This is a genomic window from Rhodococcus sp. GA1 (genome assembly GCF_024321955.1).
Lineage (GTDB): Bacteria > Actinomycetota > Actinomycetes > Mycobacteriales > Mycobacteriaceae > Rhodococcus > Rhodococcus pyridinivorans.
Map to the genome: position 1 here is coordinate 3,453,352 of NZ_CP097186.1, position 21,740 is coordinate 3,475,091.

Annotated in this window: 18 protein-coding genes, 1 pseudogene and 2 riboswitches; of the genes and pseudogenes, 7 read left to right on the forward strand and 12 right to left on the reverse strand. The window is 68.7% G+C overall.

Annotated features, from left to right (window positions below; translation table 11 throughout):
* The first annotated feature begins 33 nt into the window (after window positions 1-33).
* On the forward strand, window positions 34-735 hold the full coding sequence (locus M3330_RS16280; RefSeq protein ID WP_019291058.1) for a haloacid dehalogenase type II: 702 nt from the start codon (window positions 34-36) through the stop codon (window positions 733-735).
* A gap of 185 nt (window positions 736-920) precedes the next feature.
* Here the strand turns inward: M3330_RS16280 and M3330_RS16285 are convergent, their stop codons facing one another.
* Genes M3330_RS16285 through M3330_RS16300 form a run of 4 tightly spaced genes read right to left on the reverse strand, consistent with a single transcriptional unit; the run spans window position 921 to window position 6,701 of the window.
* Entirely contained in the window at window positions 921-1,838 is a 918-nt protein-coding gene (locus tag M3330_RS16285) for a cobalamin biosynthesis protein (RefSeq protein WP_024101880.1), read from the reverse strand.
* Window positions 1,835-4,210, reverse strand: a complete 2,376-nt coding sequence (locus M3330_RS16290) for a cobyrinate a,c-diamide synthase (protein WP_255025509.1) — start codon at window positions 4,208-4,210, stop codon at window positions 1,835-1,837. The genes M3330_RS16285 and M3330_RS16290 overlap by 4 nt, the downstream gene beginning before the upstream one ends.
* Window positions 4,207-4,821 (reverse strand): cob(I)yrinic acid a,c-diamide adenosyltransferase, encoded by a 615-nt coding sequence (cobO, locus tag M3330_RS16295; protein WP_006552973.1) that lies wholly within the window; start codon window positions 4,819-4,821, stop codon window positions 4,207-4,209. Before cobO ends, M3330_RS16290 begins: the two co-directional genes overlap by 4 nt.
* A complete protein-coding gene (locus M3330_RS16300; protein WP_183079255.1) occupies window positions 4,821-6,701 on the reverse strand; it encodes a VWA domain-containing protein in 1,881 nt (626 codons plus the stop codon). The genes cobO and M3330_RS16300 overlap by 1 nt, the downstream gene beginning before the upstream one ends.
* 34 nt (window positions 6,702-6,735) lie before the next feature.
* Window positions 6,736-6,932, reverse strand: a riboswitch (cobalamin riboswitch).
* A 41-nt stretch (window positions 6,933-6,973) separates the two neighbouring features.
* Between M3330_RS16300 and cbiE the strand changes: the two genes are divergently transcribed.
* Together cbiE and M3330_RS16310 are read left to right on the forward strand one after the other, a co-directional pair.
* Window positions 6,974-8,194, forward strand: a complete 1,221-nt coding sequence (cbiE, locus tag M3330_RS16305) for a precorrin-6y C5,15-methyltransferase (decarboxylating) subunit CbiE (protein ID WP_255025513.1) — start codon at window positions 6,974-6,976, stop codon at window positions 8,192-8,194.
* Entirely contained in the window at window positions 8,191-8,952 is a 762-nt protein-coding gene (locus M3330_RS16310; protein ID WP_006552970.1) for a cobalt-precorrin-4/precorrin-4 C(11)-methyltransferase, read from the forward strand. The genes cbiE and M3330_RS16310 overlap by 4 nt, the downstream gene beginning before the upstream one ends.
* A gap of 102 nt (window positions 8,953-9,054) precedes the next feature.
* Here the strand turns inward: M3330_RS16310 and M3330_RS16315 are convergent, their stop codons facing one another.
* From M3330_RS16315 to M3330_RS16325, 3 genes are read right to left on the reverse strand one after another with little or no spacing between them, the layout of a single operon-like run.
* On the reverse strand, window positions 9,055-10,611 hold the full coding sequence (locus M3330_RS16315) for a precorrin-2 C(20)-methyltransferase (RefSeq protein ID WP_039585528.1): 1,557 nt from the start codon (window positions 10,609-10,611) through the stop codon (window positions 9,055-9,057).
* A complete protein-coding gene (locus tag M3330_RS16320; RefSeq protein WP_247849494.1) occupies window positions 10,608-11,258 on the reverse strand; it encodes a precorrin-8X methylmutase in 651 nt (216 codons plus the stop codon). The genes M3330_RS16315 and M3330_RS16320 overlap by 4 nt, the downstream gene beginning before the upstream one ends.
* Window positions 11,255-12,244: a cobalamin biosynthesis protein CobG gene (locus tag M3330_RS16325; protein ID WP_247849492.1), complete on the reverse strand. Its 990-nt coding sequence runs from the start codon at window positions 12,242-12,244 to the stop codon at window positions 11,255-11,257. The genes M3330_RS16320 and M3330_RS16325 overlap by 4 nt, the downstream gene beginning before the upstream one ends.
* Before the next feature lie 118 nt (window positions 12,245-12,362).
* Window positions 12,363-12,556, forward strand: a riboswitch (cobalamin riboswitch).
* 52 nt (window positions 12,557-12,608) lie between these two features.
* Between M3330_RS16325 and cobN the strand changes: the two genes are divergently transcribed.
* Window positions 12,609-16,208 (forward strand): cobaltochelatase subunit CobN, encoded by a 3,600-nt coding sequence (gene cobN, locus M3330_RS16330; RefSeq protein ID WP_255025521.1) that lies wholly within the window; start codon window positions 12,609-12,611, stop codon window positions 16,206-16,208.
* The gene (gene cobF, locus M3330_RS16335) at window positions 16,205-16,951 is read left to right on the forward strand and encodes a precorrin-6A synthase (deacetylating) (protein ID WP_247849489.1); all 747 of its coding nucleotides are present in this window, start codon (window positions 16,205-16,207) and stop codon (window positions 16,949-16,951) included. Before cobN ends, cobF begins: the two co-directional genes overlap by 4 nt.
* Here the strand turns inward: cobF and M3330_RS16340 are convergent.
* Both M3330_RS16340 and M3330_RS16345 read right to left on the reverse strand, forming a co-directional pair.
* Window positions 16,934-17,725 (reverse strand): class I SAM-dependent methyltransferase, encoded by a 792-nt coding sequence (locus M3330_RS16340; protein ID WP_039585524.1) that lies wholly within the window; start codon window positions 17,723-17,725, stop codon window positions 16,934-16,936. The two genes, cobF and M3330_RS16340, sit on opposite strands and share 18 nt — an antisense overlap.
* Window positions 17,726-17,785: 60 nt before the next feature.
* Complete coding sequence (locus M3330_RS16345) at window positions 17,786-17,920, reverse strand: hypothetical protein (protein ID WP_255025523.1); 135 nt, start codon at window positions 17,918-17,920, stop codon at window positions 17,786-17,788.
* Window positions 17,921-18,046: 126 nt separating this feature from the next.
* Here M3330_RS16345 and M3330_RS16350 point away from each other — a divergent pair, with 126 nt between their 5' ends.
* The gene (locus tag M3330_RS16350) at window positions 18,047-18,847 is read left to right on the forward strand and encodes an SDR family oxidoreductase (RefSeq protein ID WP_006552962.1); all 801 of its coding nucleotides are present in this window, start codon (window positions 18,047-18,049) and stop codon (window positions 18,845-18,847) included.
* Window position 18,848: 1 nt separating this feature from the next.
* Here M3330_RS16350 and M3330_RS16355 read toward each other — a convergent pair whose 3' ends face one another.
* Window positions 18,849-19,382, reverse strand: a complete 534-nt coding sequence (locus M3330_RS16355; RefSeq protein ID WP_006552961.1) for a hypothetical protein — start codon at window positions 19,380-19,382, stop codon at window positions 18,849-18,851.
* Between the two features lie 264 nt (window positions 19,383-19,646).
* Between M3330_RS16355 and M3330_RS16360 the strand changes: the two are divergent.
* Window positions 19,647-19,757 (forward strand): annotated as a pseudogene (locus M3330_RS16360) (SDR family oxidoreductase); the annotation flags it as partial.
* A gap of 70 nt (window positions 19,758-19,827) precedes the next feature.
* Here the strand turns inward: M3330_RS16360 and M3330_RS16365 are convergent.
* Both M3330_RS16365 and M3330_RS16370 read right to left on the reverse strand, forming a co-directional pair.
* Window positions 19,828-20,505, reverse strand: coding sequence for a polysaccharide deacetylase family protein (locus M3330_RS16365; protein ID WP_255025524.1), 678 nt, complete (start codon window positions 20,503-20,505; stop codon window positions 19,828-19,830).
* Window positions 20,417-21,712: a cobalamin-independent methionine synthase II family protein gene (locus tag M3330_RS16370; protein WP_255025525.1), complete on the reverse strand. Its 1,296-nt coding sequence runs from the start codon at window positions 21,710-21,712 to the stop codon at window positions 20,417-20,419. Before M3330_RS16370 ends, M3330_RS16365 begins: the two co-directional genes overlap by 89 nt.
* Between the last annotated feature and the right edge of the window lie 28 nt (window positions 21,713-21,740).

The window sequence follows — 21,740 nt, forward strand, 5'->3', positions numbered from 1 at the left end:
CGGGAAAGCAGTTTCGGGCAGGCGCGATCGGGCATGCTCCAAGGCGTGAGCCGATACGACGCGTACATCTTCGACGTGCAGGGCACGCTGATGGACTTCTACACCCCGGTCACCCGGGCGGTGGCCCATGCGCTCGGACCCGATGCCGATCCGGCGACCGTGGGCGACCTGGTGCGGGCCTGGAGGAGCGACTACTACGAACGCATCCTCCGTCTCGACCAGTCGGTGGAGAAGTGGTATCGCGTGCAGGACTCTTACGTCGACGGACTCGGCGACGTGTGCGAGCAGTTCGGGATCGACCTTCCCAAGGACGTGCGCGTCGAGACGGCGCGGGCCTGGCAACGCCTCGAGGCATGGCCGGACGTGCGGCCCGGGCTGAACGAACTCCGTTCGCAGGCAGTGGTGGCGACACTGTCCAATACGGACATGGCCACGATGATCGCGCTCTTCCGCGACCAGCAGCTCGAGGCCGATGCCATCCTCACGGCCGAACTGTTCGGCGCCTTCAAACCCGAACGTTTCCTGTACGAGCGCACCTGCCGGTATCTGGGCGTCGATCCCTTCCGGGCCGCGATGGTCGCGTCGCATCCCTACGATCTGCGGGCCGCCCGCGAAGTCGGACTGAACACCGTCTTCGTGTACCGGCCGCTCGAGAACGGCCGCGTCGAGGACTCGGTCGACGACACCGAGGGGGAGTTCGACCATCGCATCGAGGACCTGCGGGACATTCCGTGACAGGTTGTCGGCCGTGGACGCCGACGTGTTGTCGGAGTTGACGCGACCGACTCGGCGTGGCGCAGTGCGCCATGTTCGTCGCGTCCAGCAACCGGAGTTACGTTTCGGGCAGAACGAACACGGATTCACCCCGGAACTTCACCCTCGGCCGGAATTCCCGTCGCGGCTGGGAAATATCGGGGAGGCTATCGACGGACGAGGGCGACCGCGATGGCGGTCGCCACGGCTCCGAGTCCGACCTTGGAGGCGAGTCGCGCGGTACGGCCGATATCTTCCGGGGCCGGCGCGGGTCCGTCGCCGAGCGTGCCGCGATCCTCGACCACACCGTGGTAGACGTTCGAGCCGCCGAGCCGGATCCCGAGAGCACCGGCGAACGCCGCTTCGACCGGACCGGCATTCGGACTCGGATGCTGACGGGCGTCCCGGCGCCACGCCCGGACCGCGCCCCGGCCGTCGTCACCGAGTGCGACAGCCAGCAGGGCGGTGAGGCGAGCGGGGACGAGATTGAGCAGGTCGTCGAACCGGGCCGAGGCCCAGCCGAACCGTTCGAGCCGCGGTGTGCGGTGACCGACGCGCGCGTCCAGGGTGTTCGCGGCGCGGTACCCGAGCAGGCCGGCCGGACCGAGGACCGCACCCCACCACAGCGGGGCGACGACGGCGTCGGAGGTGTTCTCGGCGACCGACTCGATCGTGGCGCGCGCGATCCCGTTCTCGTCGAGCCGAGACGGGTCGCGGCCCACCAGGTGGGTCACCTGTTGCCGCGCCGCGGCGAGATCGCCGTCGCGGAGTTGGGCGTCGATCGTCCGGGCCTCGAATCCGAGGGAGCGGCCGCCGAGCACGGTCCAGGTGGTCAGCGCCGTGACCGCCACCGCCGGCACCGGACGACCGCGGGTTGCGTGGTCGGCGACGTATCCCAGCGCTCCGGCAGAGCCGACCAGCAGCGAGGTGAACACCACCCCGGCAACGCGGTGGTCGGCATACAGCCGGCCCTCGGCGGCGCGCGCCAACTTCCCGAAGCCGCTCACGGGATGCCACCGCTGCGGGTCGCCGACGAGTTGGTCGGCGGCGTAGCCGAGCGCCAGTCCGAGTGCCCTGTGCTTCACAGGATCGTTCTCCACGCCTCGACGAGCGTTGCCGTGGTCGCCGCGTCGCGCACCGCGATCCGTACCCAGTCGTCACCGAGGCCGGGGAAGGTGTCGCCGCGACGCAGCGCGAAGCCCATCTCCCGCAATCTCTCCCGCGTTCCCTCTGGCGTTTCCGCCAGCACGAACGGGGCTGTCGCGGGGGAGACCACGTGGATTCCGAGTCCGGTGAGGGCGTCGACGAGAACCTTCCTGTCGCCGGCGATCTCCTGTGCGATCACCTCGGTCTCGCGTACTGCGTCACCGGATGCGCACGCGATCATCGCGGCCCCTGCGGGAGTGGACACCGACCAGGGTGGTTGCTGCGCGGCGAAATCCGCGAGCACTGCGGCGTCGCCGACCACGTATCCGGCGCGCAGACCCGGGATCGCCCACGTCTTGGTGAGCGACCGCAGCACCACGAGTCCCGGAACGAGCTGTCCCGTCAACGATTCGGTTTCGCCGGGAACGGCGTCCATGAACGCCTCGTCGACCACGACCACCCGTCCCGGTCGGGTCAGTGCCAGGAGCGTGTCGGCCGGGTGCAGGACCGAGGTGGGATTCGTTGGATTGCCGACGATGACCAGGTCGGCATCCTCCGGGACCGCACCCGGATCGAGGACGAACCCGTCATCGCAGCGCAACACGACCCGCGTGACACGATGTCCGGCGGCCAACAGTGCGGCCTCCGGTTCGGTGAACTGCGGGTGCACCACCACCGGCTTCCGCCACGCCCGTGCCCGAGCGATCAATGTGAACGCCTCGGCACCTCCGGCGGTCGGGAGGACCTCGTCGACGCTGCGGCCGTGACGATCGGCGAGAGCGGCGCGTGCATCGCTCGGGTCGGGATACCGGGCGAGATCGTCCAGCGATGCACGCAGGGCGTCGTCGAGCCATGCCGGTCGCGGTCGGCGCGAGACGTTGACGGCGAGGTCGACCAGCCCCTCGGTCGCGTCGCGGTCGCCGTGATGGTGCAGGTCGGGTTCGGGTGTTCGACGACGCGCAGGTGCCGAGGTGGGTTCGGGGGCGGGTTCCGCCGACCGTGCGGCGTCTGCGAAACGTCGCGCGAGATCGGGATGTCCGGCCCAGTGCGTGTGCAGGTACGACGCGTGCACGCTCGCGGTGGCGATGCCGTCCGGCCGGCCGTCGAGCAGCCACGCGGGAGACGAGCCGGAATCGATCACGGTGCGGTGGAACTCGTGACCGGTGACGCGGGTGCCGGCGGGGGCGAGCAGGGTGTCCTGCGGTGCGATCGCGGTGCGGTAACCGAGGGTCAGGCGCGGGGTCATCCGTGCCACCGTGTCGAGGGCTCCCACCATCTCGTGCCCGTCGATCTCGCGCCCCAGATAGAGCAGACCGGCGCACTCGGCGACGGTCGGAACTCCCGCCGCGATCGCCTCACGCAGATGCGCGCGCAGGGGGAGGTTTGCGGCGAGGTCGGCGGCATGTACCTCGGGGAACCCGCCGCCGAGGTAGATGCCCGCGGTGCCGGTGGGCAGTCGTTCGTCGCGCAGGGGATCGAAGGTCACCGGTCGGCATCCGTGTGCGCGCAGCAGTTCCTCGGTCTCGGTGTAGCGGAAGGTGAAGGCGCGGCCTCCGGCGACGGCGATCACCGGTCCGTCCTCGGTGGATGTGCCCGGTGACCACGGTGTCGCCGACAGAGCGGGTGCTGCCGAGGCGATACCGAGGATCTCGGTGAGATCGATGCGCTCGGCGATCCGCGCGGCGAGACGATCCACCTGCGCGGTCGCCTCGTCGCGCTCCTCGGCGGGCACCAGGCCGAGATGGCGCGAGGGGACGGTGACGCCGTCGTCGCGACCGAGCACACCGAGCACCGGGATACCGGTCGGTTCGAGTGCGCGGATCACCTCGTCCGAATGTCGCTGCGATCCGGCCTTGTTCAGGATCACGCCGGCGATCCGCGTGCCGCGGTCGTAGGACGACATGCCGTGCACGATCGCCGCGATCGACCGGGAGGCGTGCGAGACGTCGACGACGAGGATCACCGGTGCGGACAGCAGGGCGGCGGTGTGGGCGGTGGACGCGTACCCCTCGGTGCCGATCATCCCGTCGTACAGCCCCATGACACCTTCGATCACGGCGATGTCGGCACCGGCGGCGCCGTGCAGGAAGAGGGGAGCGACGAGGTCGTCGCCGACAAGATGCGGGTCGAGGTTGCGGCCCGGTCGGCCGGTGGCGAGCGAGTGGTAGCCGGGATCGATGTAGTCGGGACCGATCTTGTGCCCCGACACGATGTGGCCGGCGCGACGCAGTGCCGCCATGAGACCCGTGGCGACGGTGGTCTTCCCGTGCCCGGATGCCGGTGCGGCGACGACGACGCGTGGAACCCTCACCACTCGATCCCTCGTTGGCCCTTCTGTCCCGCATCCATCGGATGCTTGACCTTCGTCATCTCCGTCACCAGGTCGGCGACCTCGACGAGTTTCGGGTGCGCACGCCGCCCCGTGATCATGACGTGCTGGTGTCCCGGCCGTGAGGTCAGCGTATCGACGACCTCGTCGATGTCGACCCAGCCCCAGGCGATCGGATAAGTGAACTCGTCCAGCACGTAGAGGCCGTGCTGCTCCGCGGCGAGACGTCGCTGGATCTCACGCCACCCGGCGAGCGCATCGGCGGCATGATCCTCCTCGGTGCCTTCCTTGCGCGACCACGACCAGCCGGAACCCATCTTGTGCCACTCGATCGGCCCCCCGGTGCCGCGCTCGGCGTGCAGATCGGCGAGGGTTTCGAAGGCGGTCTGCTCGCCGAGTCGCCACTTGGCGGACTTGACGAACTGGAAGACGGCGACCGACCAGCCCTGGTTCCAGCCACGCAGTGCGAGGCCGAATGCGGCTGTGGACTTTCCTTTTCCGTCGCCGGTGTTGACCATCAGCAGCGGCCGGTTGCGGCGCTGCCGGGTGGTGAGACCGTCGGCGGGGACGACGGTGGGTTGTCCCTTCGGCATCAGGCGGCCCTCTCTCGGACGATTCCGGTCAAAGCGTCGGCATCGACCTCACCGACGGGCACATACTCGGCGCCGAGGCGTTCGGCGAGACGGGCCGCGAGACCCATCCGGAACCGGCCCGTCTCGGAATCGACCACCACGGAGGAGATTCCCTGTGCAGCGATGACGTCCGCGGCGTCGAGCGAGCGCTGCACAGCGTCCGGTCCGGCGGTGGCGCGACCGTCGGTGACCACGACGAGCAGGGCGCGTCGACGCGGATCCCGCAGGGAATGACGCCGAAGGGTGGTGGCCGATTCGATCAGTCCCTCGGCCAGCGGGGTCCGTCCACCGGCGGGAAGTTCTCGCAGCCGTGCGGCAGCCACGTCCACCGAATTCGTCGGCGGGAGTGCGACGGTCGCACCGGTGCCGCGGAAGGTCACGAGTCCGACGGTGTCGCGACGGCGGTAGGCGTCGAGCAGCAGCGACAGGACAGCGGTCTTGACCTGCACCATCCGGTTGCGTGCTGCCATCGACCCGGATGCGTCGACGCAGAGCAGGACGAGATTGGTCTCGCGGCCTTCGATGATCTTGCGGCGCACCTGCAGACCCCGATCGGTGAAGGCGGACGCGCGGATCGTGGCGGGCAGATGAACCGGGCCGGTGTCGCCGCGGCGACTACCCACGGTACGGCCGATCGTGGTGACCGCCCGCGACCGGCGACCGGCCGCCCCGCGCCCGACCCGATCGACGGAGAACACCCTGGCGCGAAAAGGATCCGTCGCCGACGCCAGGCTGGTGGACGACCGATCACCCGAACCGGAGGACGTCTCCGCCGCCGAGTCGTCGGGTGCGCTCTCGCCACCACCGGGATCGTCGTCGGGGCCAGGATCCGGATCGTCTCCACCGAGAAGTTCGTCGAGCAGATCGTCGCTGCTGGTGGGGGCGTCGAAGGGGTTGCGGCGCCGACGGTGTGGCAGTGCGAGTCGGGCCGCTGCCGCGATGTCCTCGCGTGTCACCTCGAGCCGGTCGTGCCAGGCCGCGTGTGCGATCGCCGTGCGGGCGGTGACCAGGTCGGCGCGCATGCCGTCCACGTCGAACGCCGCGCACACCTCGGCGATCGAGACCAATGCGTCGTCGCTCAGTGCGACCTGCGGGACGAGTTCGCGGGCGGAGGCGACTCGCCGCGACCACTCTGCGTCCCGATCCGCCCATCGCGCGGTGAACCCGGCCGGGTCGGCGTCGAAGGCCATCCGCCGCCGCACGATCTCGGCGCGCATGTGCGGGTCGCGGGGCGCGGTCACGTCCACGGCGAGTCCGAAGCGGTCGAGCAACTGCGGGCGAAGCTCACCCTCCTCGGGATTCATCGTTCCGACCAGTACGAATCGGGAGGCGTGCTCGACGGAGACCCCGTCGCGTTCGACGGTCGAGCGGCCCATCGCCGCGGCGTCGAGCAGCAGGTCGACCAGGTGGTCGTGCAGGAGGTTGACCTCGTCGACGTACAGCACGCCGCGGTGGGCCAGTGCCAGAAGACCGGGTTCGTATTCGGCCGTGCGGTCGGCCAGTGCCTTGCCGAGATGCAACGCTCCGGTGACGCGATCCTCCGCCGCGCCGACGGGTAGTTCCACCAGCCGGACCGGCCGGACATGCGAGGCCGCACCGGGCGGATGGGGGCCGTCCGGGCAGGACGGATCGGGGGCGTCCGGATCGCACGAGAACCGGCACCCGTCCACGACGGTGACCGGGGGCAACAGTGCGGCGTGGGCACGCACCGTCGTCGATTTCGCGGTGCCCTTCTCGCCACGCACCAGCACACCGCCGATCGTCGGCGACACCGCACACAGGGTCAGGGCCAGCGCGAGGTCGTCGGAACCGACCACCGCACCGAACGGATACACGTGCACTTCGACCTCCACAGGCTCCCGCTGGGATGTTTTTCGCGGCAAGCTGTTCGAAGGCCGGTATTCGGACTTCCCGGTCGGACGCCGTGCGATCGCCTTCCCGGACCGGACGGTCCAGTGGCTGCGCGGATGCGCGTGATCGACGACTCCCGGGTCACCGCAGCGGGCCTGTGCCGGATTCTCACCGGCTTCCCGATTATCCCCGTGAGGGGCACCTTCGATTGCCTTGCCACGGCCGAGTCTAGGCCATGGCGCGTGGGCTATGGTTCACCGCCATGGGACCGATACGACAGACGACAGGCATCACCGTTGTCGGAATCGGGGCGGACGGATGGTCCGGTGTGCCGTCCACCGTCCGGGAGCGGATTCTCGCGGCCGAGGTCCTGCTCGGCGGCCGGCGCCACCTCGACCTGGTTCCCGCCGGCACAGCGGTGCGCGAGGAGTGGCCGTCGCCGCTCCTGTCCGGGCTCGACGACCTCCTCGACCGGCACGCCGGCAAGGACGTCGTCGCGCTCGCATCCGGTGATCCGCTGGTCTCCGGGATCGGCACCACGCTGATCCGACGCCTCGGAGGCGACGCCGTGGAGGTGATCCCGGCGATCTCGTCGGTGGCACTTGCCCGTGCACGCATGGGTTGGTCCGCGGAGGAGTGCGAGACGATCACCGTCGTGGGTCGCGAGATCGATGCTCTGCGCAGAGTTCTGACGCGCGGACGCAAACTCGTCGTCCTCGTCGACGGTGCACGTGTCGCGGATGTTGCGACGCTCCTGGAGGCCGCCGGTTTCGGGAACTCACGGGTCGCGGTGTTGTCGCATCTCGGTGCTGCGGACGAGTCCCGGATCGATGCGAAGGCGGCCCATCTGACCGATACGGGCGTCCGGTCTCTGAGTCTGATGTGCGTCGAGGTCGACGGCCCCGCCGGGTTGTCGGTGCTGCCCGGTCTCGACGACTCCCTGTTCGAGCACGACGGGCAGCTCAGCAAGCGGACCGTACGCCTCGCGGCGGTGTGCGCACTCGCACCGCGACCGGGCGAGTTGCTGTGGGACGTCGGTGCGGGAGCCGGGTCCGTCGGAATCGAATGGGCGCGAACCGATCCGCGCTGTCGTACTCTCGCGATCGAGAAGGACGAACGGCGCGCCGGCGCGATCGAACGCAATGCCGCCGCGCTGGGTGTGCCGTCGATCGTGCGCATCGTCCGAGGTGCTGCACCTGCCGCGCTCGTCGGACTCCCGGTGCCCGATGCGATCTTCTTGGGCGGGGGAGGAAGTCGCGAGGGTGTGCTCGACACGTGTTGGGACGCATTGCCTCCCGGCGGTCGGCTCGTCGCGCACGCGGTGACGCTGGAGACCGAGGCGGTCCTGGTGCAGTGGTGGAAGACGCACGGCGGTGAACTCACCCGTCTGTCCGTCGAACACGCAGATCCCATAGGAACATTCACCGGCTGGCGTGCGCAGCGACCGGTCGTGCAATGGAGCGCAGTGAAAGGCGAACGATGACCGTCCATTTCGTAGGATCCGGACCCGGAGCGGCCGACCTGCTCACGCTGCGAGCGGTGAATTTGCTGCGCGAGGTCCCGGTCGTGCTGTACGCCGGTACCTATCTCGATGCCGACACGCTCTCGCACTGTCGTGACGACGCCGAACTGGTCGACACGCAACACCTGGACCTCGACGAGATCACCGCGCATCTCGTCGACGCGCACCGGCGCGGCCTCGACGCCGTGCGGCTGTGCTCCGGCGACCCGTCGCTGTACTCGGCGCTCACCGAGCAGACGCGACGGCTCGACGCCGCGGGCGTGCCGTGGGACGTCACACCCGGTGTGCCCGCCTACGCCGCGGCCGCGGCGGCACTCGGTACCGAGCTGACGGTCCCCGAACTCGTGCAGACGGTCGTGCTGACCCGCACGCAGGCCCGATCGACGGCGATGCCCGACAGCGAGGCTCTGGCGCGGGTCGCAGGAATCCGGGCGAGTCTCGTCCTGCACCTGGCGATCACCCGCATCCGCGTCCTTGCCGAAGAACTCACTGCCGAATACGGCGCCGATTGCCCCGTCGCGGTGGTCGCGTTCGCGTCGCGACCGAACCAGGTCGTGCTGCGCGGCACCCTCGCCGACATCGCCGACGGTGTCGAGGCGGCGGGACTGAAGCACACCGCGGTGATCGTCGTCGGACACGCTCTCGGCGTGCGTGAACGGCCGGATGTGGCCTGTTCACACCTCTACGACCCTTCCCGCGAGCGCGCCGGTCTCGGATAGCTCCATCCTCGCGCGCCGAACCGGGGTTCGCCCCGGTTGCAACAGTGGCGAACCCCGGTTCACCGCGCGAACCTGTTGACAACCCGCGGGTGAACACCGCAGTCAAACGGTTGTCGAGGATCCCGAATGGCGACCGCCGACCGACCGTTTCGTCCACACCGCACCCGAAGGCATCACGAAGGTGCCCGCAGCGCCGACGATGAGCAGGCACTTCATGTCGATGCTCGCCGGATCGAGCTTCTCGAGCGTCGTGACCTCGAGCGACTCGCCGGACCGTCCCACATCGCGCCCGATCACGACGACGGTGTCGGCCGGACGATGCTTCAGCAGTACCGTTTTCGCGTCTGCGACCTGCGTCGTCCGAGACCGCGACGCCGGGTTGTAGATGCCCAGGACGAGATCGGCCTCGGACACCGCTGCCAGCCGCTTCTCGATCACGTCCCACGGCTTGAGTCGATCCGACAGGCTCATCACCGCGAAGTCGCCGCCGATCGGGGCGCCGGCACGCGCCGCGACGGCCTGCACCGCGGAGACCCCCGGCAGGACGCGGATCGGCACCGACGCGTATGTCTCGTCCTGCGCGGCCTCGAACACCGCCGACGCCATGCCGAACACCCCGGCATCACCGCCGGAGACAACGGCGACCTTCTCACCCGCCAGGGCGAGGTCGAGAGCGAATCGCGCGCGGTCCACCTCGACGGTGTTGCCGCTGGAATGACGGTGCAGGCCGGGACGTACCGGGACGCGATCGACATACGGTCCGTATCCGACGACGTGATCGACCTGTGCGAGTGCGTCGGCGGCCTCGGGGGTCAGCCACTTCTCGTCCGCCGGGCCCAACCCGACGACGAGCAGTTCGTTCGCGTCCGGATGTGTCGCCTCGACCGCGACGGACGGCCGCGATCGGTCGGCGACCGACCGATTCGTCGGAGAGCGATCACCGGCGGTGAGGATCACCGAGAAGTACGGCACCGCGTCGGCGTCGACCTCGGCGACCGGAAGGATGCGTTGCCGATCCATCGACGCGCGTTCGACATAGACGGCACCGTCGAGGCGCCCGGACTGGGCGAGAGCCTCCCGGACGGAGGGAAACGTCCTGCCCAGCTTCATGATCGCCGCACCGTCGGTGTCGGCGAGTCGCCGTGCGAGCTCCGGGGCGGGCAGTGTGCCGGGCAGGATGGTGAGGACGTCGGTGCGCCGCACCATCGGTTCGGCGGCTGCAGCAGAGGCGGCGGACACCGAGGTCACCCCTGGCACCACCTCCGTCGGATATCGCGGAGCGAGGCGGTCGTGCAGGTACATGTACGAGCCGTAGAACAGAGGGTCGCCCTCGCAGAGCACGACGACAGTGCGTCCCGCGTCGAGGTGGACGGCCAACCGGGCGGCGGACTCGTCGTAGAAATCGGCGATCGCACCGTCGTAGCCGCCCGGGTGATCGATGGTGCCCGTCGTCACCGGGTACACCAGCAGTTCCTCGATCACGCCGTCCGGGATCAGGTCGGCGGCGATCGACCGGGCGATGGATCGGCCGTGCGTGCCGGAGTAGTAGGCGAGGACGTCGGCCTCGGCGATCAGCCGCGCGGCCTTGCGTGTGATGAGTTCGGGATCGCCGGGACCGAGTCCCACGCCGTAGAACCTGCCTGACACCATCTCGCTCATTCCTTCTCCTGCGCAAGTGCATTGATCGCGGACGACGCCATCGCCGACCCCCCGCGACGTCCCCGGACCACCAGATGGGGGATCTGCAGCCGATGGTCGAGCAGCGCCTCCTTCGACTCCGCGGCGCCGATGAAGCCGACGGGAACACCGACGATCGCCGCCGGTCGCGGGGCGCCGTCGTCGAGCATCTCGAGGAGATGGAACAGGGCGGTCGGGGCATTGCCGATCGCAACGACAGCCCCCTCGAGGCGGTCGGCCCACAGGGACACTGCCGCCGCGGAGCGGGTCGTGCCCCAACGCTCGGCGAGTTCGGGGACACGCGGGTCGGCGAGCAGACACATCACGTCGTTGTCGGCAGGCAGGCGCGTACGGGTGACCCCGGAGGCCACCATGTTCGCATCCGTGAGGATCGGAGCACCTGAGTTCAGTGCAGTGCGCGCGGCCGGAACAAGATCGGGATGGATGACGAGGTCCCGTGCCAGATCGGTCTGTCCGCTCGCGTGGATCATCCGGACCGCGATCTTCTCCGCCGTCGCGGGGATCGCGGACAGATCCGACTCGCTGCGGATCGTCGCGAACGACCGGACGTAGATCTCGGCACCGTCGGTGACGTAGTCGTACCGACGCGGGGGAGGTCGAAGGGTCACGGGGTGCTCCTGGCAAGAACGACGCGGTGAGGCGAGTGTGGTGCGCCGCAGACGCGCTCGCATCCGGCGACGTGAATTCGGGAATCGGTGGTATTTCCGGCGACGATCCGGCGAGCCAGCGCTCGGGTGTCACCTTCGGCGAGGCTACACCCGGGCGCTCCCGTGCACGCTGTCACCCGCTGCCACGCCGAATCCGGGGCCGTCTCGAAGCCGGTCTCGCGAAGCGCGACGAGATCCGACGCGGACGGGAGTATCAGGCCGCGCCAGGGCGTGACGACCACACCTCGATCGGGCAGCGCAGCAACCATGGCGGGGGTGAGGATTCCCAGGGGGACCAGCACCGACACCGCATCGCCGAGCACGCCGTACGGCATCGTGAAGGCCGGTGGCCGCGGAGCGGGATCGGTGCCACCGAGTTCCGCTCCCGCACGCGGGAGTTGACGCACGTGCCACACCGACTCGCGAATCTCGACGAACCGGCGGGCCTGGCGCAGGAGCATCTCGGGAACCTTAGTGAGCCGCACCGTCGGCCCGTCGAGTCCACCCACGACGATCCGTGCCGTCCCGCCGCCGAGCGCGACCGCGGTGAGATCGCACCGCAGCGTCACCACGTCGCCGCGGCCGTCGTCGAGGCCGAACAGGAACCGGCCGGGCAGGTCGGCGAGGACCGGATCGGCGCACAGTCCGGCGTCGAGATCGCGGACGAGAGGTCGGACGTCGGTGAGTCCACCCACGAGTCCCGACAGCGGCGACGCGACGATGTTCCGCACCCGTTCGTGGCTCGCCGAGGGCAGCAGCCCGGCCGCCGTGACGGCGTCGGCCAGTCCCGCGGGGACGGCACCGCACTCGTCGAGGTCGATACCTCTGAGCTGCAGGTTCCCTCGCGACGTCAGGTGGACGTCGCCGTCGGCGTAGGCGATCGACGTGTCCGACAGTGCTCGGAGCGCCCCGTCGGGCACCTGCCCTCCGGGCACGCGCAGCCGCACCAGTGCGCCGTCCGCCGCGACATGTGGGCGAAGGATTCCGGGGCACCGATCGGGAGGGAAAGGGGGTGGCAGAGCATCCACAGACGCACATGGTTGCACACCTTTCCGGCCGGGTGCGCTACTCTCACCTTGCCGTGGTGCTCGGGAAGCCGGTGGGAAACCGGCGCGGCCCTCGCCACTGTGAGCGGATAGTTGCTCGCCCTCGTCCGTACCGGTCCGCCGGTGTGGAGGCCACTGGATCTCATCCGGGAAGGTCGGCGCAGCAGCGGTGACCCGTCAGCCAGGAGACCGGCCACGGCACGTGAGGTCCACGAGGGTTTTGGAGACTGAACATGGCTGTACGCCTGTGTTTTCGGGTTGCGTCGTGACGCGCCTGACTTTGTTGTCGACGTCCGACACCGACCTGCTGTCGGCGCGGTCGAGCGGTGCCGACTGGGTGCTCGGCAACCCGTCGCGCCTCGACGTGTCCACCGAACTGCCCGCTCTGCTCGACGGATCCGACCTGGTCGTGGTGCGGATCCTGGGTTCCGCCCGCAGCTGGCGATCGGGGCTCGACACCGTGCTCGCCGCGGGTGTCCCGGTGATCGTCCTCGGCGGCGAACAGACCCCGGACGCCGAGCTCATGGAGCATTCGACGGTGCCGATCGGCATTGCTGCCGAAGCGCATCGCTATCTCGCACACGGCGGCCCGGCCAATCTCGGGCAGCTCCACGCCTTTCTGAACGACACCGTGTTGCTCGGTGGTGACGGTTTCGAACCGCCCGCCGAGCTGCCCGAATGGGGTGTGCTCGACCGTCCCGAATCGTCCGGCGGCGCGCGGTTGCCGCGCGTCGGCGTGTTGTTCTACCGAGCCCACCACACCAGCGGAAACGTCCAGTTCGCACACGACCTCGCCGACGCGATCGACGCGACCGGCACGGCTCGTGGCGTCGTGATCCACTGCGCGTCGCTGCGCGGTGCGCCCGACGACCTGCTCGCCGAACTCGGCACCCTCGACGCGCTGGTCGTGACGGTGCTGGCGGCCGGTGGCACCCGACCCGCCACCGTGAGCGCGGGAGGTGAGGACGAGGCGTGGGACGTCGGAGCGCTCGCCGCGCTCGACATCCCGATCCTGCAGGCCCTGTGCCTGACGTGGAGTCGCGACGACTGGGCGGAATCGGACGACGGTGTGTCACCGCTCGATTCGGCCACGCAGATCGCCGTCCCCGAATTCGACGGGCGCATCATCACGGTGCCGTTCTCGTTCAAGGAACTCGACGCCGACGGCCTGCCCCGCTACGTCACCGACCCGGAACGGTGTCGACGCGTCGCCGGTATCGCGGTGGCGCACGCACGATTACGGCATGTACCTCCGGCGCAGCGCCGGATCGCAGTCATGTTGTCCGCCTATCCGACCAAGCATTCCCGTGTCGGCAATGCCGTCGGCCTCGACACGCCGGTGTCGGCGATCCGCATGCTGCGCGCCCTGCGCGAGGCCGGATACGACCTCGGCGACGGCTTCCCCGGCATGGACGTCGAGGACGACACCGAAGCCGGTAACACCCTCATCCACGCCCTGATCGATGCCGGCGGGCAGGACGAGGAATGGCTCACCGCCGAGCAACTCGCCGGAAATCCGGTGCGGGTGAGCACATCCGACTATCTTCGGTGGACCGGTGATCTACCGGCAGAGCTCACCGATGCGATCGTAGCGGCATGGGGACCGGCACCGGGATCGCTGTTCGTCGACGGCGACGCCATCGTGCTGGCGACCCTGCAAGCCGGCAACGTGGTATTGATGATCCAGCCGCCCCGGGGATTCGGCGAGAATCCGGTGGCGATCTACCACGATCCCGACATGGCACCCTCGCACCACTATCTCGCCGCCTACAAGTGGGTCGAGCACGGTTTCGGTGCCGACGCCGTGGTTCACCTGGGCAAACACGGGTCGATGGAGTGGCTGCCGGGCAAGAACGCGGGTCTGTCCGCCGCTTGTGCGACCGACGCCGCGATCGGGAACCTGCCGCTGATCTACCCGTTCCTCGTCAACGATCCGGGCGAAGGGGCACAGGCCAAACGCCGAGCCCACGCGACGATCGTCGACCACCTCATCCCACCCATGGCGCGCGCCGAATCCTACGGCGACATTGCTCGTTTGGAGCAGCTGCTCGACGAGTACTCCAATATCGCGGCGATGGACCCGGCCAAGCTGCCCGCGATTCGGGCTCAGATCTGGACGCTGATCCAGGCCGCGAAACTCGATCACGATCTCGGGCTCGACGACCGCCCGCACGACGCCGAGTTCGACGACTTCCTGCTGCACGTCGACGGCTGGCTGTGCGAGGTCAAGGACGCCCAGATCCGCGACGGCCTGCACGTCCTGGGCGCCGCGCCGGTCGGGGAGGCGCGGGTGAATCTGGTGCTGTCGATCCTGCGTGCCGCGCAGGTATGGGGCGGTAAGAGCAACGCCGTCCCTGGATTGCGCACCGCGCTGGGACTGAAGCCCGATGCCCCACTGGCCGAGGTCGACGGAATCGAAGGCGTTGCGCGGTCGCTCGTGCAGGCCATGGAGGACGACGACTGGCGTACCGGGTCCGCTTCGCGCATAGTCGAATCCGTCCTCGGCCATCCTGATATCGAGGTCGCTCGCGTACTCGCCTTCGCCGCCGAGGAGGTGGTGCCTCGCCTCGCGGGCACGACCGCCGAACTCGACGCCGTCCTGCACGCCCTCGACGGCGGGTACGTCCCTGCCGGACCGTCCGGCTCGCCGCTCCGTGGCCTGGTCAACGTGCTGCCGACGGGCCGCAACTTCTACACCGTCGACCCGAAGGCCGTGCCGAGCCGGCTCGCGTACGACACCGGCGTCGCACTCGCGAACAACCTGATCGAGCGGTATCTCGCCGATACGGGGGAGTACCCCCAGTCGGTGGGCCTGTCGGTGTGGGGGACATCGGCGATGCGCACCGCCGGCGACGACATCGCCGAGGTGCTCGCGCTCATCGGTGTGCGTCCGGAATGGGACGCCGAGTCGCGTCGGGTTCGCGAACTGACCGTGCTCCCGCTCGAGGAACTCGGCCGGCCCCGCATCGACGTCACGGTCCGCATCTCGGGTTTCTTCCGCGATGCGTTCCCGCACGTCATCGGGATGCTCGACGACGCGATCCGCATGGTCGCCGCCCTCGACGAACCCGACGAGCAGAACTTCGTGCGAGCCCATGCTCGGCGGGACGAAGCCGAACACGGCGACGCCGACCGTGCGGTGCGGCGCATCTTCGGATCGAAGCCCGGCTCGTACGGTGCCGGCATCCTGCAGCTCATCGACTCCGGGAACTGGCGCACCGACGCCGATCTCGCCGAGGTCTACACCGCGTGGGGTGGCTTCGCCTACGGGCGTGGGTTGCACGGTGTTCCGGCCGCCGACGACATGCGTGCGAACTACCGGCGGATCGCGGTGGCGGCGAAGAACACCGACACTCGCGAACACGACATCGCCGACTCCGACGACTACTTCCAGTATCACGGCGGCATGGTCGCAACGGTGCGAGCGCTGACGGGCACCGACCCGAAGGCGTACATCGGCGACTCCACCACCCCCGATGCGGTGCGCACCCGATCACTGGCGGAGGAGACTGCACGGGTGTTCCGCGCCCGGGTCGTCAACCCGCGGTGGATCGGTGCGATGCGGCGGCACGGCTACAAGGGCGCCTTCGAACTCGCCGCCACCGTCGACTACCTGTTCGGCTACGACGCCACCGCAGGTGTCGTCGAGGACTGGATGTACGAGTCGCTTGCCCAGAACTACGCGCTCGACCCCGCGAACCAGCAGTTCCTCCGCGAAGCGAATCCGTGGGCGTTGCGCGGCATCGTCGAACGACTCACAGAGGCGGCCGATCGTGGGTTGTGGTCCGAGCCCGATCCGGAGACGATGAACAGGCTGCAGCAGGCCTATCTCGACGTCGAGGGCGATCTCGAGGACCGGGGGTGAGAGTTCGGCTCATCGGGATCGGCCCCGGCGGACCGGACGATCTCACGGTCGCGGCGGTGCACGCCCTCGAGAGCGTCGACGTCTTCCTCGTACCCGACAAGAAGCGGGGCGTGGACGATCTCGTGGCGGTCCGCGAGGAGGTCCTGCGCCGCCACACCTCCGGTGCGCATCGGGTGATCGTGGTGCCCGACCCGCCCCGGGACCGTAACCCGGCGCACTACGGCGACGAGGTGCGCGACTGGCACGCCGCCCGCGCCGCAGCCTACGAATCCGTTCTGCTCGAACAGGTTCGGGACGACGAAACCGTCGGATTCCTCGTATGGGGAGACCCGAGCCTGTACGACAGCACGATTCGTGTCGTCGACCGCATCCTCGGGCGAGGGAACGTGCGGTTCGATTACGACGTCGTTCCCGGAGTCAGCAGCGTGCAACTGCTCGCGGCCCGACATCGTCTCGTGCTCAACACCATCGGCGGACCGATCACCGTCACGACCGGTCGCAGGCTGGTGCAGGACGTCGCAGCGGGTGCGTCGAACATCGTGGTGATGCTCGACGGCGGCCTCGCCTGCGCGGACCTCGACGGGGCCTGGAACATCTGGTGGGGTGCGAATCTGGGGACCGACGACGAAGAACTCGTCGCCGGCCCGCTCGCCGAGGTGCTCCCGGCGATCCGGGAGGCTCGTGCCCGGGCCAAGGGGGTCCGAGGCTGGGTGATGGACACCTATCTACTCCGACGAGGATGAGTTCGGGTCGCCCGGAACCGTTCCCCGCGCGTACCAGGCGCGGGCGTCGAGCGAGAACGGTCCCGACGGAAGAGCATCACGACAGGCGTCACGTACTGCAGCGCGGTGCCTTTCGGGCATCGACACCAGGTGCCGCCCGGCCGGTCCTACGCCGAACGTGAAGGGCTCCCAGAAGTCGGAGAAATCGGCGTAGTCCACGCGTGCGGACAGGGCGCCACCGATCACGTCGTCCAGACCGGCACGGCGGAACCGCTCGGCGATGTCGCCCTCGGTGGTACCGGCCAACCTCGTCTCACCCGGAGACCCGGGCTCGACCGTTCCCACCGCGGCCCAGAAGATGCGGAGCATCGTCATCCCGCCGGCCGTGGTGTCCCACATGCATGCGGCGACGGTGCCGCCCGGGCGGGTCACCCGCACCATCTCGCGCACGCCCACTTCGGGATCGTTCATGAATCCGAGGACCAGCGACGCCAGGGTGACGTCGAACGTTCCGTCCGGCCACGGCAGATTCTCGGCCACCCCGACGCGAACGTCGATCTCCGGTGCTATCTGCCGGCACGCCGCTGCGAACTGGGGAGCCGGGTCGATCGCCGCGACGTTCGCTGCGCCGACCCGGCCGACCAGTTCACGGGTCAGCCCACCCGGCCCGCAGCCCACGTCGCAGACCCGATGCCCGGCCCTCACCTCGCTCGCGTCCGCCAAGGCGGGCGCGAGCGTCGCTGCGTAACGGCCCATGAAACGGTTGTACTGTTCGGCCGGTCCGGCGAACTGCATATGCCCAACATATCGGCCCGATCGGTGGCCTCGTGGCGGTTCACATCGTCCTGATCGAGATCACTTCTCGTCGTCGTCCGAGCGCTCGACCACCTCGGGAGCGTTCTCCCGCGTTGCCATGCTGCCGTTGCGACCGTGATCGACCGGCCCCGGTGGGTCCTTGCGCACCTCGTCGTCCTTCTTCGACGTCGTCACTTCTACCTCCGTACGCTGGGCCGACTCGTGTCCGGACGGATACCCGCAGACGTGCACGCGCACACTTCGGGGTGGCGTCGGTGCTCCGGACCGGATTGACTGGACCCAACGACACAAGGAGGCAGCATGCAGATCCGTGACAGGGTTTTCGTCGTCACCGGTGGAGGCAACGGGATCGGACGCGATGTCGTCCTCGAACTCCTCGTGCGTGGCGCGCGGGTCGCGGCGATCGACTTCCGCACCGAGGCTCTCGACGGCACCCGTGCTCTGGCGGACGCCTATGTCGACCGTCTCACCACCCACACGGTCGACGTCTCCGACCGCGCTGCCGTCGAAGCGCTGGTGACCGAGGTGACCACTGCGCACGGACGGGTCGACGGCGTCGCCAACGTCGCCGGCATCATCCAGAAGTTCGTCCCGTTCGCGGAGCTGCCGTACGACGAGATGAACAAGGTCCTCGACGTCAACTACTGGGGTGTCGTGCACATGTGCAAGGCGTTCCTGCCCGCACTGCTCACCCGGCCCGAAGCGAGCCTGCTCAATGTCTCGAGCATGGGAGCCTTCGTGCCCGTGCCGGGCCAGTCCGTCTACGGCGCGAGCAAGGCGGCGGTCAAACTGCTCACCGAAGGTCTGTACGCCGAACTGCGCATGACGAAGGTCGCGGTGACGCTGGTGTTCCCAGGCGCCGTCCGCACCGGCATCGCCGAGAACTCCGGTGCCGCCATCCCGGGACGCAGCACTGACGCCTCCGTCAAGATCACCTCGTCCGCCGAGGCAGCCCGCAGGATCGTCGACGCGATCGAGAAGGGCACCTTCCGGGTGTGCATCGGCAAGGACGCGACGATGCTCGACCTGCTCGCCAGGCTCATGCCGCGTCGCAGCATCGAGTTCCTGGCGAAGAAGATGGGCTCGCTCGTCGAGCGCTGACCTACCGGCGACCGGTCCGCAGCGGATGCGGCCGGGGCGGGACGTCCGTCGGCGACCGGCTCAGCACGATCGGCAACCACTGCGAGGTCATCACGATCATCACCAGCCATTCGGCGACCAACGCCACGGTCGGGTGATGCGGAGCGTTCGTGATCATTCCCGCCTGCGACCAGTACGCCAACAGCCCGAAGAACGACGACAGCCCCGAGCCGAGCATCGCGAGCGACGCCAGCTTCCATCGTCGCAGCCACAACGCCAGCGTCGAGATCACCACCCCGAACACGAGGGCCAGGGCCGCGAAGATCCGCAGCGGCACCGCCACGGGTGCGGTGTCGCCGAACCAACTACCGAAGACCGTCCACGACCACGCCGACGACGTCTGCGGAAGCACCATGCACACCGTCAGGACGACGACGCAGATCGCCAGGACCCGTCCGCGGCGACCGGCGTCGAACTCCCCGGCGACCTTCTTCTCGATCCGGGCGAAGTCGTTCCGATAGGCCGACAGGTCCGCGCTCGTACCGTCCGCGCTCATGCCTCGACCTCTCCGTTCCGACACATGGGTGGCCATTATGCGCCGCACACCGATGTGACCTCGCTCATGTCGTCCACCTGCGATTATGCTCCGACACATGCGTCCGGAGCGGTGCCGGTGTGGCGCCATGGTGCACCGGGTATCGCCCCTTACGAACCCGATCGAGGGCGGGCGAGAATGCCGGACCAGGACCAGTACCGCATGCAGCACCCGGGAGAGCAGCACCCCGTTCCGCCGCTCGAGGAGCAACCGGAGATCGCCTACCCCGGCCGGCCCGCCGAACTCGCTCCGGCCTATGTCTTCCTCGCCTCCCAGGAGTCGAGCTACATCACCGGGGAGACCATCGCCGTCACCGGCGGAGTCCCGTTCACCTGAGAATCAGAGCGCGAAATGGTCATCGGAGCGCGTAACAGCGCGCATCGATGACCATTTCGCGCCCCGGAGTTCACGAGGTCTGCATGTCGAGCAATTCCGACACCGTCACGAACCGGTAGCCCTCGGCGCGCAGGCCGTCGACGATCCCGGGAATCGCCTCCAGCGACGCTGTCCGGGAGGGGTACATGACGTGCAGCAGGATGATCGAGCCGGGACGGGTCTCGTCGAGTGCGGTCTGCACGATCGTCTCGGTGTCGGACGCATCGGAATCCGGTTCGACGTCCCACATCACGGTGGTCCGGTCGTGCTGGTCGAGATAGCGGGGGAGCGCGACGAGCTTCTTGCCGTAGGGCGGGCGAAAGGTGATCTCCCCGTCGAACCCGGTCTCGCGGATCGCGGCGTCGGTGCGCTCGATCTCCTCGGCCACCGTGCCGCTGCCGACGAGCATCATCCTGCGGTGCGTCGCGGTGTGATTACCGAGTTCGTGCCCGGCCTCGACGATGGCCCGGCCCAGCTCCGGTCGTTGTTCGAGTTCCGAGCCGGTGACGTAGAAGGTGGCGGGGACGTCGGCGTCCTCGAGGGTCTGCAGGACCTGCGGGGTGAGGACGCTCGGGCCGTCGTCGAGGGTCAGCGAGACCACCTTCTCGGGTGTCTCCACCCTATGGACGAGTGCCCCGAACAGCTGGAAGGTGCGGGAGTTCGAAAGCTGGAAGGTCGCGACGGCGACGACGACCAGCACCACGAGCACGGCGGATACGACGACGAGGGTTCTTCGGCGGGATGCCATTCGGACATGGTGCCTCATCCGGTGTCGATGGGTGGAGGACGCCCGGTTGCGCGGTTCCGGGACCGACGCCGGGTCTTGCGAGATTCGCGAAACGTTCGATGCGGTCGGCCACGAGTTCGGGATGTTCGACGACGTTCGTCGCGTGGCTGATGACGCCGGGCACGATCTGCTTCCCGTCGGGAAGCTTCACGTCCTCCCACACCCGCCACTCGTGTTCGTGACGGACGTTGGCGGCCTCGAACGAGTACGACCCGGCGTCGATGTCGAGCATGGTTTCGACGAGGTACTCGAACTCGAGATCGGTGGTGTGCGGGCCGTGCCAACTGCCCCAGCACAGATGGAAGCGGATCCGGTCCTGGGGCAGACCCCGCAGGGCGTAGTTCAGCGCTTCCACCCGGATGCGGGTGAAAGCCAGGTAGTCCTCGACGGTCGGCTCGGGGTTGATCTGGTCCCAGTTCTCGGCGACGGACGGGTCGTCGATCTGCAGGATCAGACCGGCGTCGATGATCGCTTTGTACTCCTCGCGCATGGCATCCGCGCATGCCCAGATGAATTCTTCCTCGGTTGCGTAGTGCTCGTTGCCGATCCGCGAGGCGCTACCCGGTGACAAGGAAGTCATGAAACCGTTCTCGACCCTTGCGGCCGCCAGCGCGGACTTCAGATTCGCGATGTCCGACGCGATGGCGTCGTGGCCGATATAGGTGACCGGTCCGGTCGCAGTAGGGAAGAGGGGTGCCTCCTCCCCGATCGACACCCCGCTGTCGGGATCGCCGTAGGCCTCAGCGAACAGCGTCCAGTCGCGCCGGTCGGGGAAGGTGGTCAGACGCACGTTGCCGGGTGTCGACCGGATCGGTGTACTGCCGAACGGTCCCCCGTCGGTCAACTGGAGACCGGACAGGCGCTGGAACGAGTACGACCACCAGGCACCGTAATCGACGGTCGAGGACATGGCCTTGCCGTACTCGCCGTCGCCGGGAGTGCAGATGCCGAGGTCGACCTGGCGCCGAACCAGCGCGGTCACCTCGTTGCCGAGCAACTGTGCGAACTCCTCGGAGGTATCGAGGCGAAAGCCGTCTGCCGCTTCTCGTCGTGCTCGGTTGGCTTCGACGAGAGCAGTGGTGCGCGGGAGACTTCCCGCATGGGTGGTGCGAATGCGAGGGGTGGACATTGTCGACGACCTTCTTCGTAGTGCGGTA

Coding starts and splice junctions, on each gene's coding strand:
- M3330_RS16280 (WP_019291058.1), top strand. CDS start 34: ATGCTCCAAGGCGTGAGCCGATACGACGCGTACATCTTCGACGTGCAG.
- cobO (WP_006552973.1), bottom strand. CDS start 4,821: ATGCCGAAGGGACAACCCACCGTCGTCCCCGCCGACGGTCTCACCACC.
- cbiE (WP_255025513.1), top strand. CDS start 6,974: ATGGGACCGATACGACAGACGACAGGCATCACCGTTGTCGGAATCGGG.
- M3330_RS16310 (WP_006552970.1), top strand. CDS start 8,191: ATGACCGTCCATTTCGTAGGATCCGGACCCGGAGCGGCCGACCTGCTC.
- M3330_RS16315 (WP_039585528.1), bottom strand. CDS start 10,611: ATGAGCGAGATGGTGTCAGGCAGGTTCTACGGCGTGGGACTCGGTCCC.
- M3330_RS16340 (WP_039585524.1), bottom strand. CDS start 17,725: ATGCAGTTCGCCGGACCGGCCGAACAGTACAACCGTTTCATGGGCCGT.
- M3330_RS16350 (WP_006552962.1), top strand. CDS start 18,047: ATGCAGATCCGTGACAGGGTTTTCGTCGTCACCGGTGGAGGCAACGGG.
- M3330_RS16355 (WP_006552961.1), bottom strand. CDS start 19,382: ATGAGCGCGGACGGTACGAGCGCGGACCTGTCGGCCTATCGGAACGAC.
- M3330_RS16370 (WP_255025525.1), bottom strand. CDS start 21,712: ATGTCCACCCCTCGCATTCGCACCACCCATGCGGGAAGTCTCCCGCGC.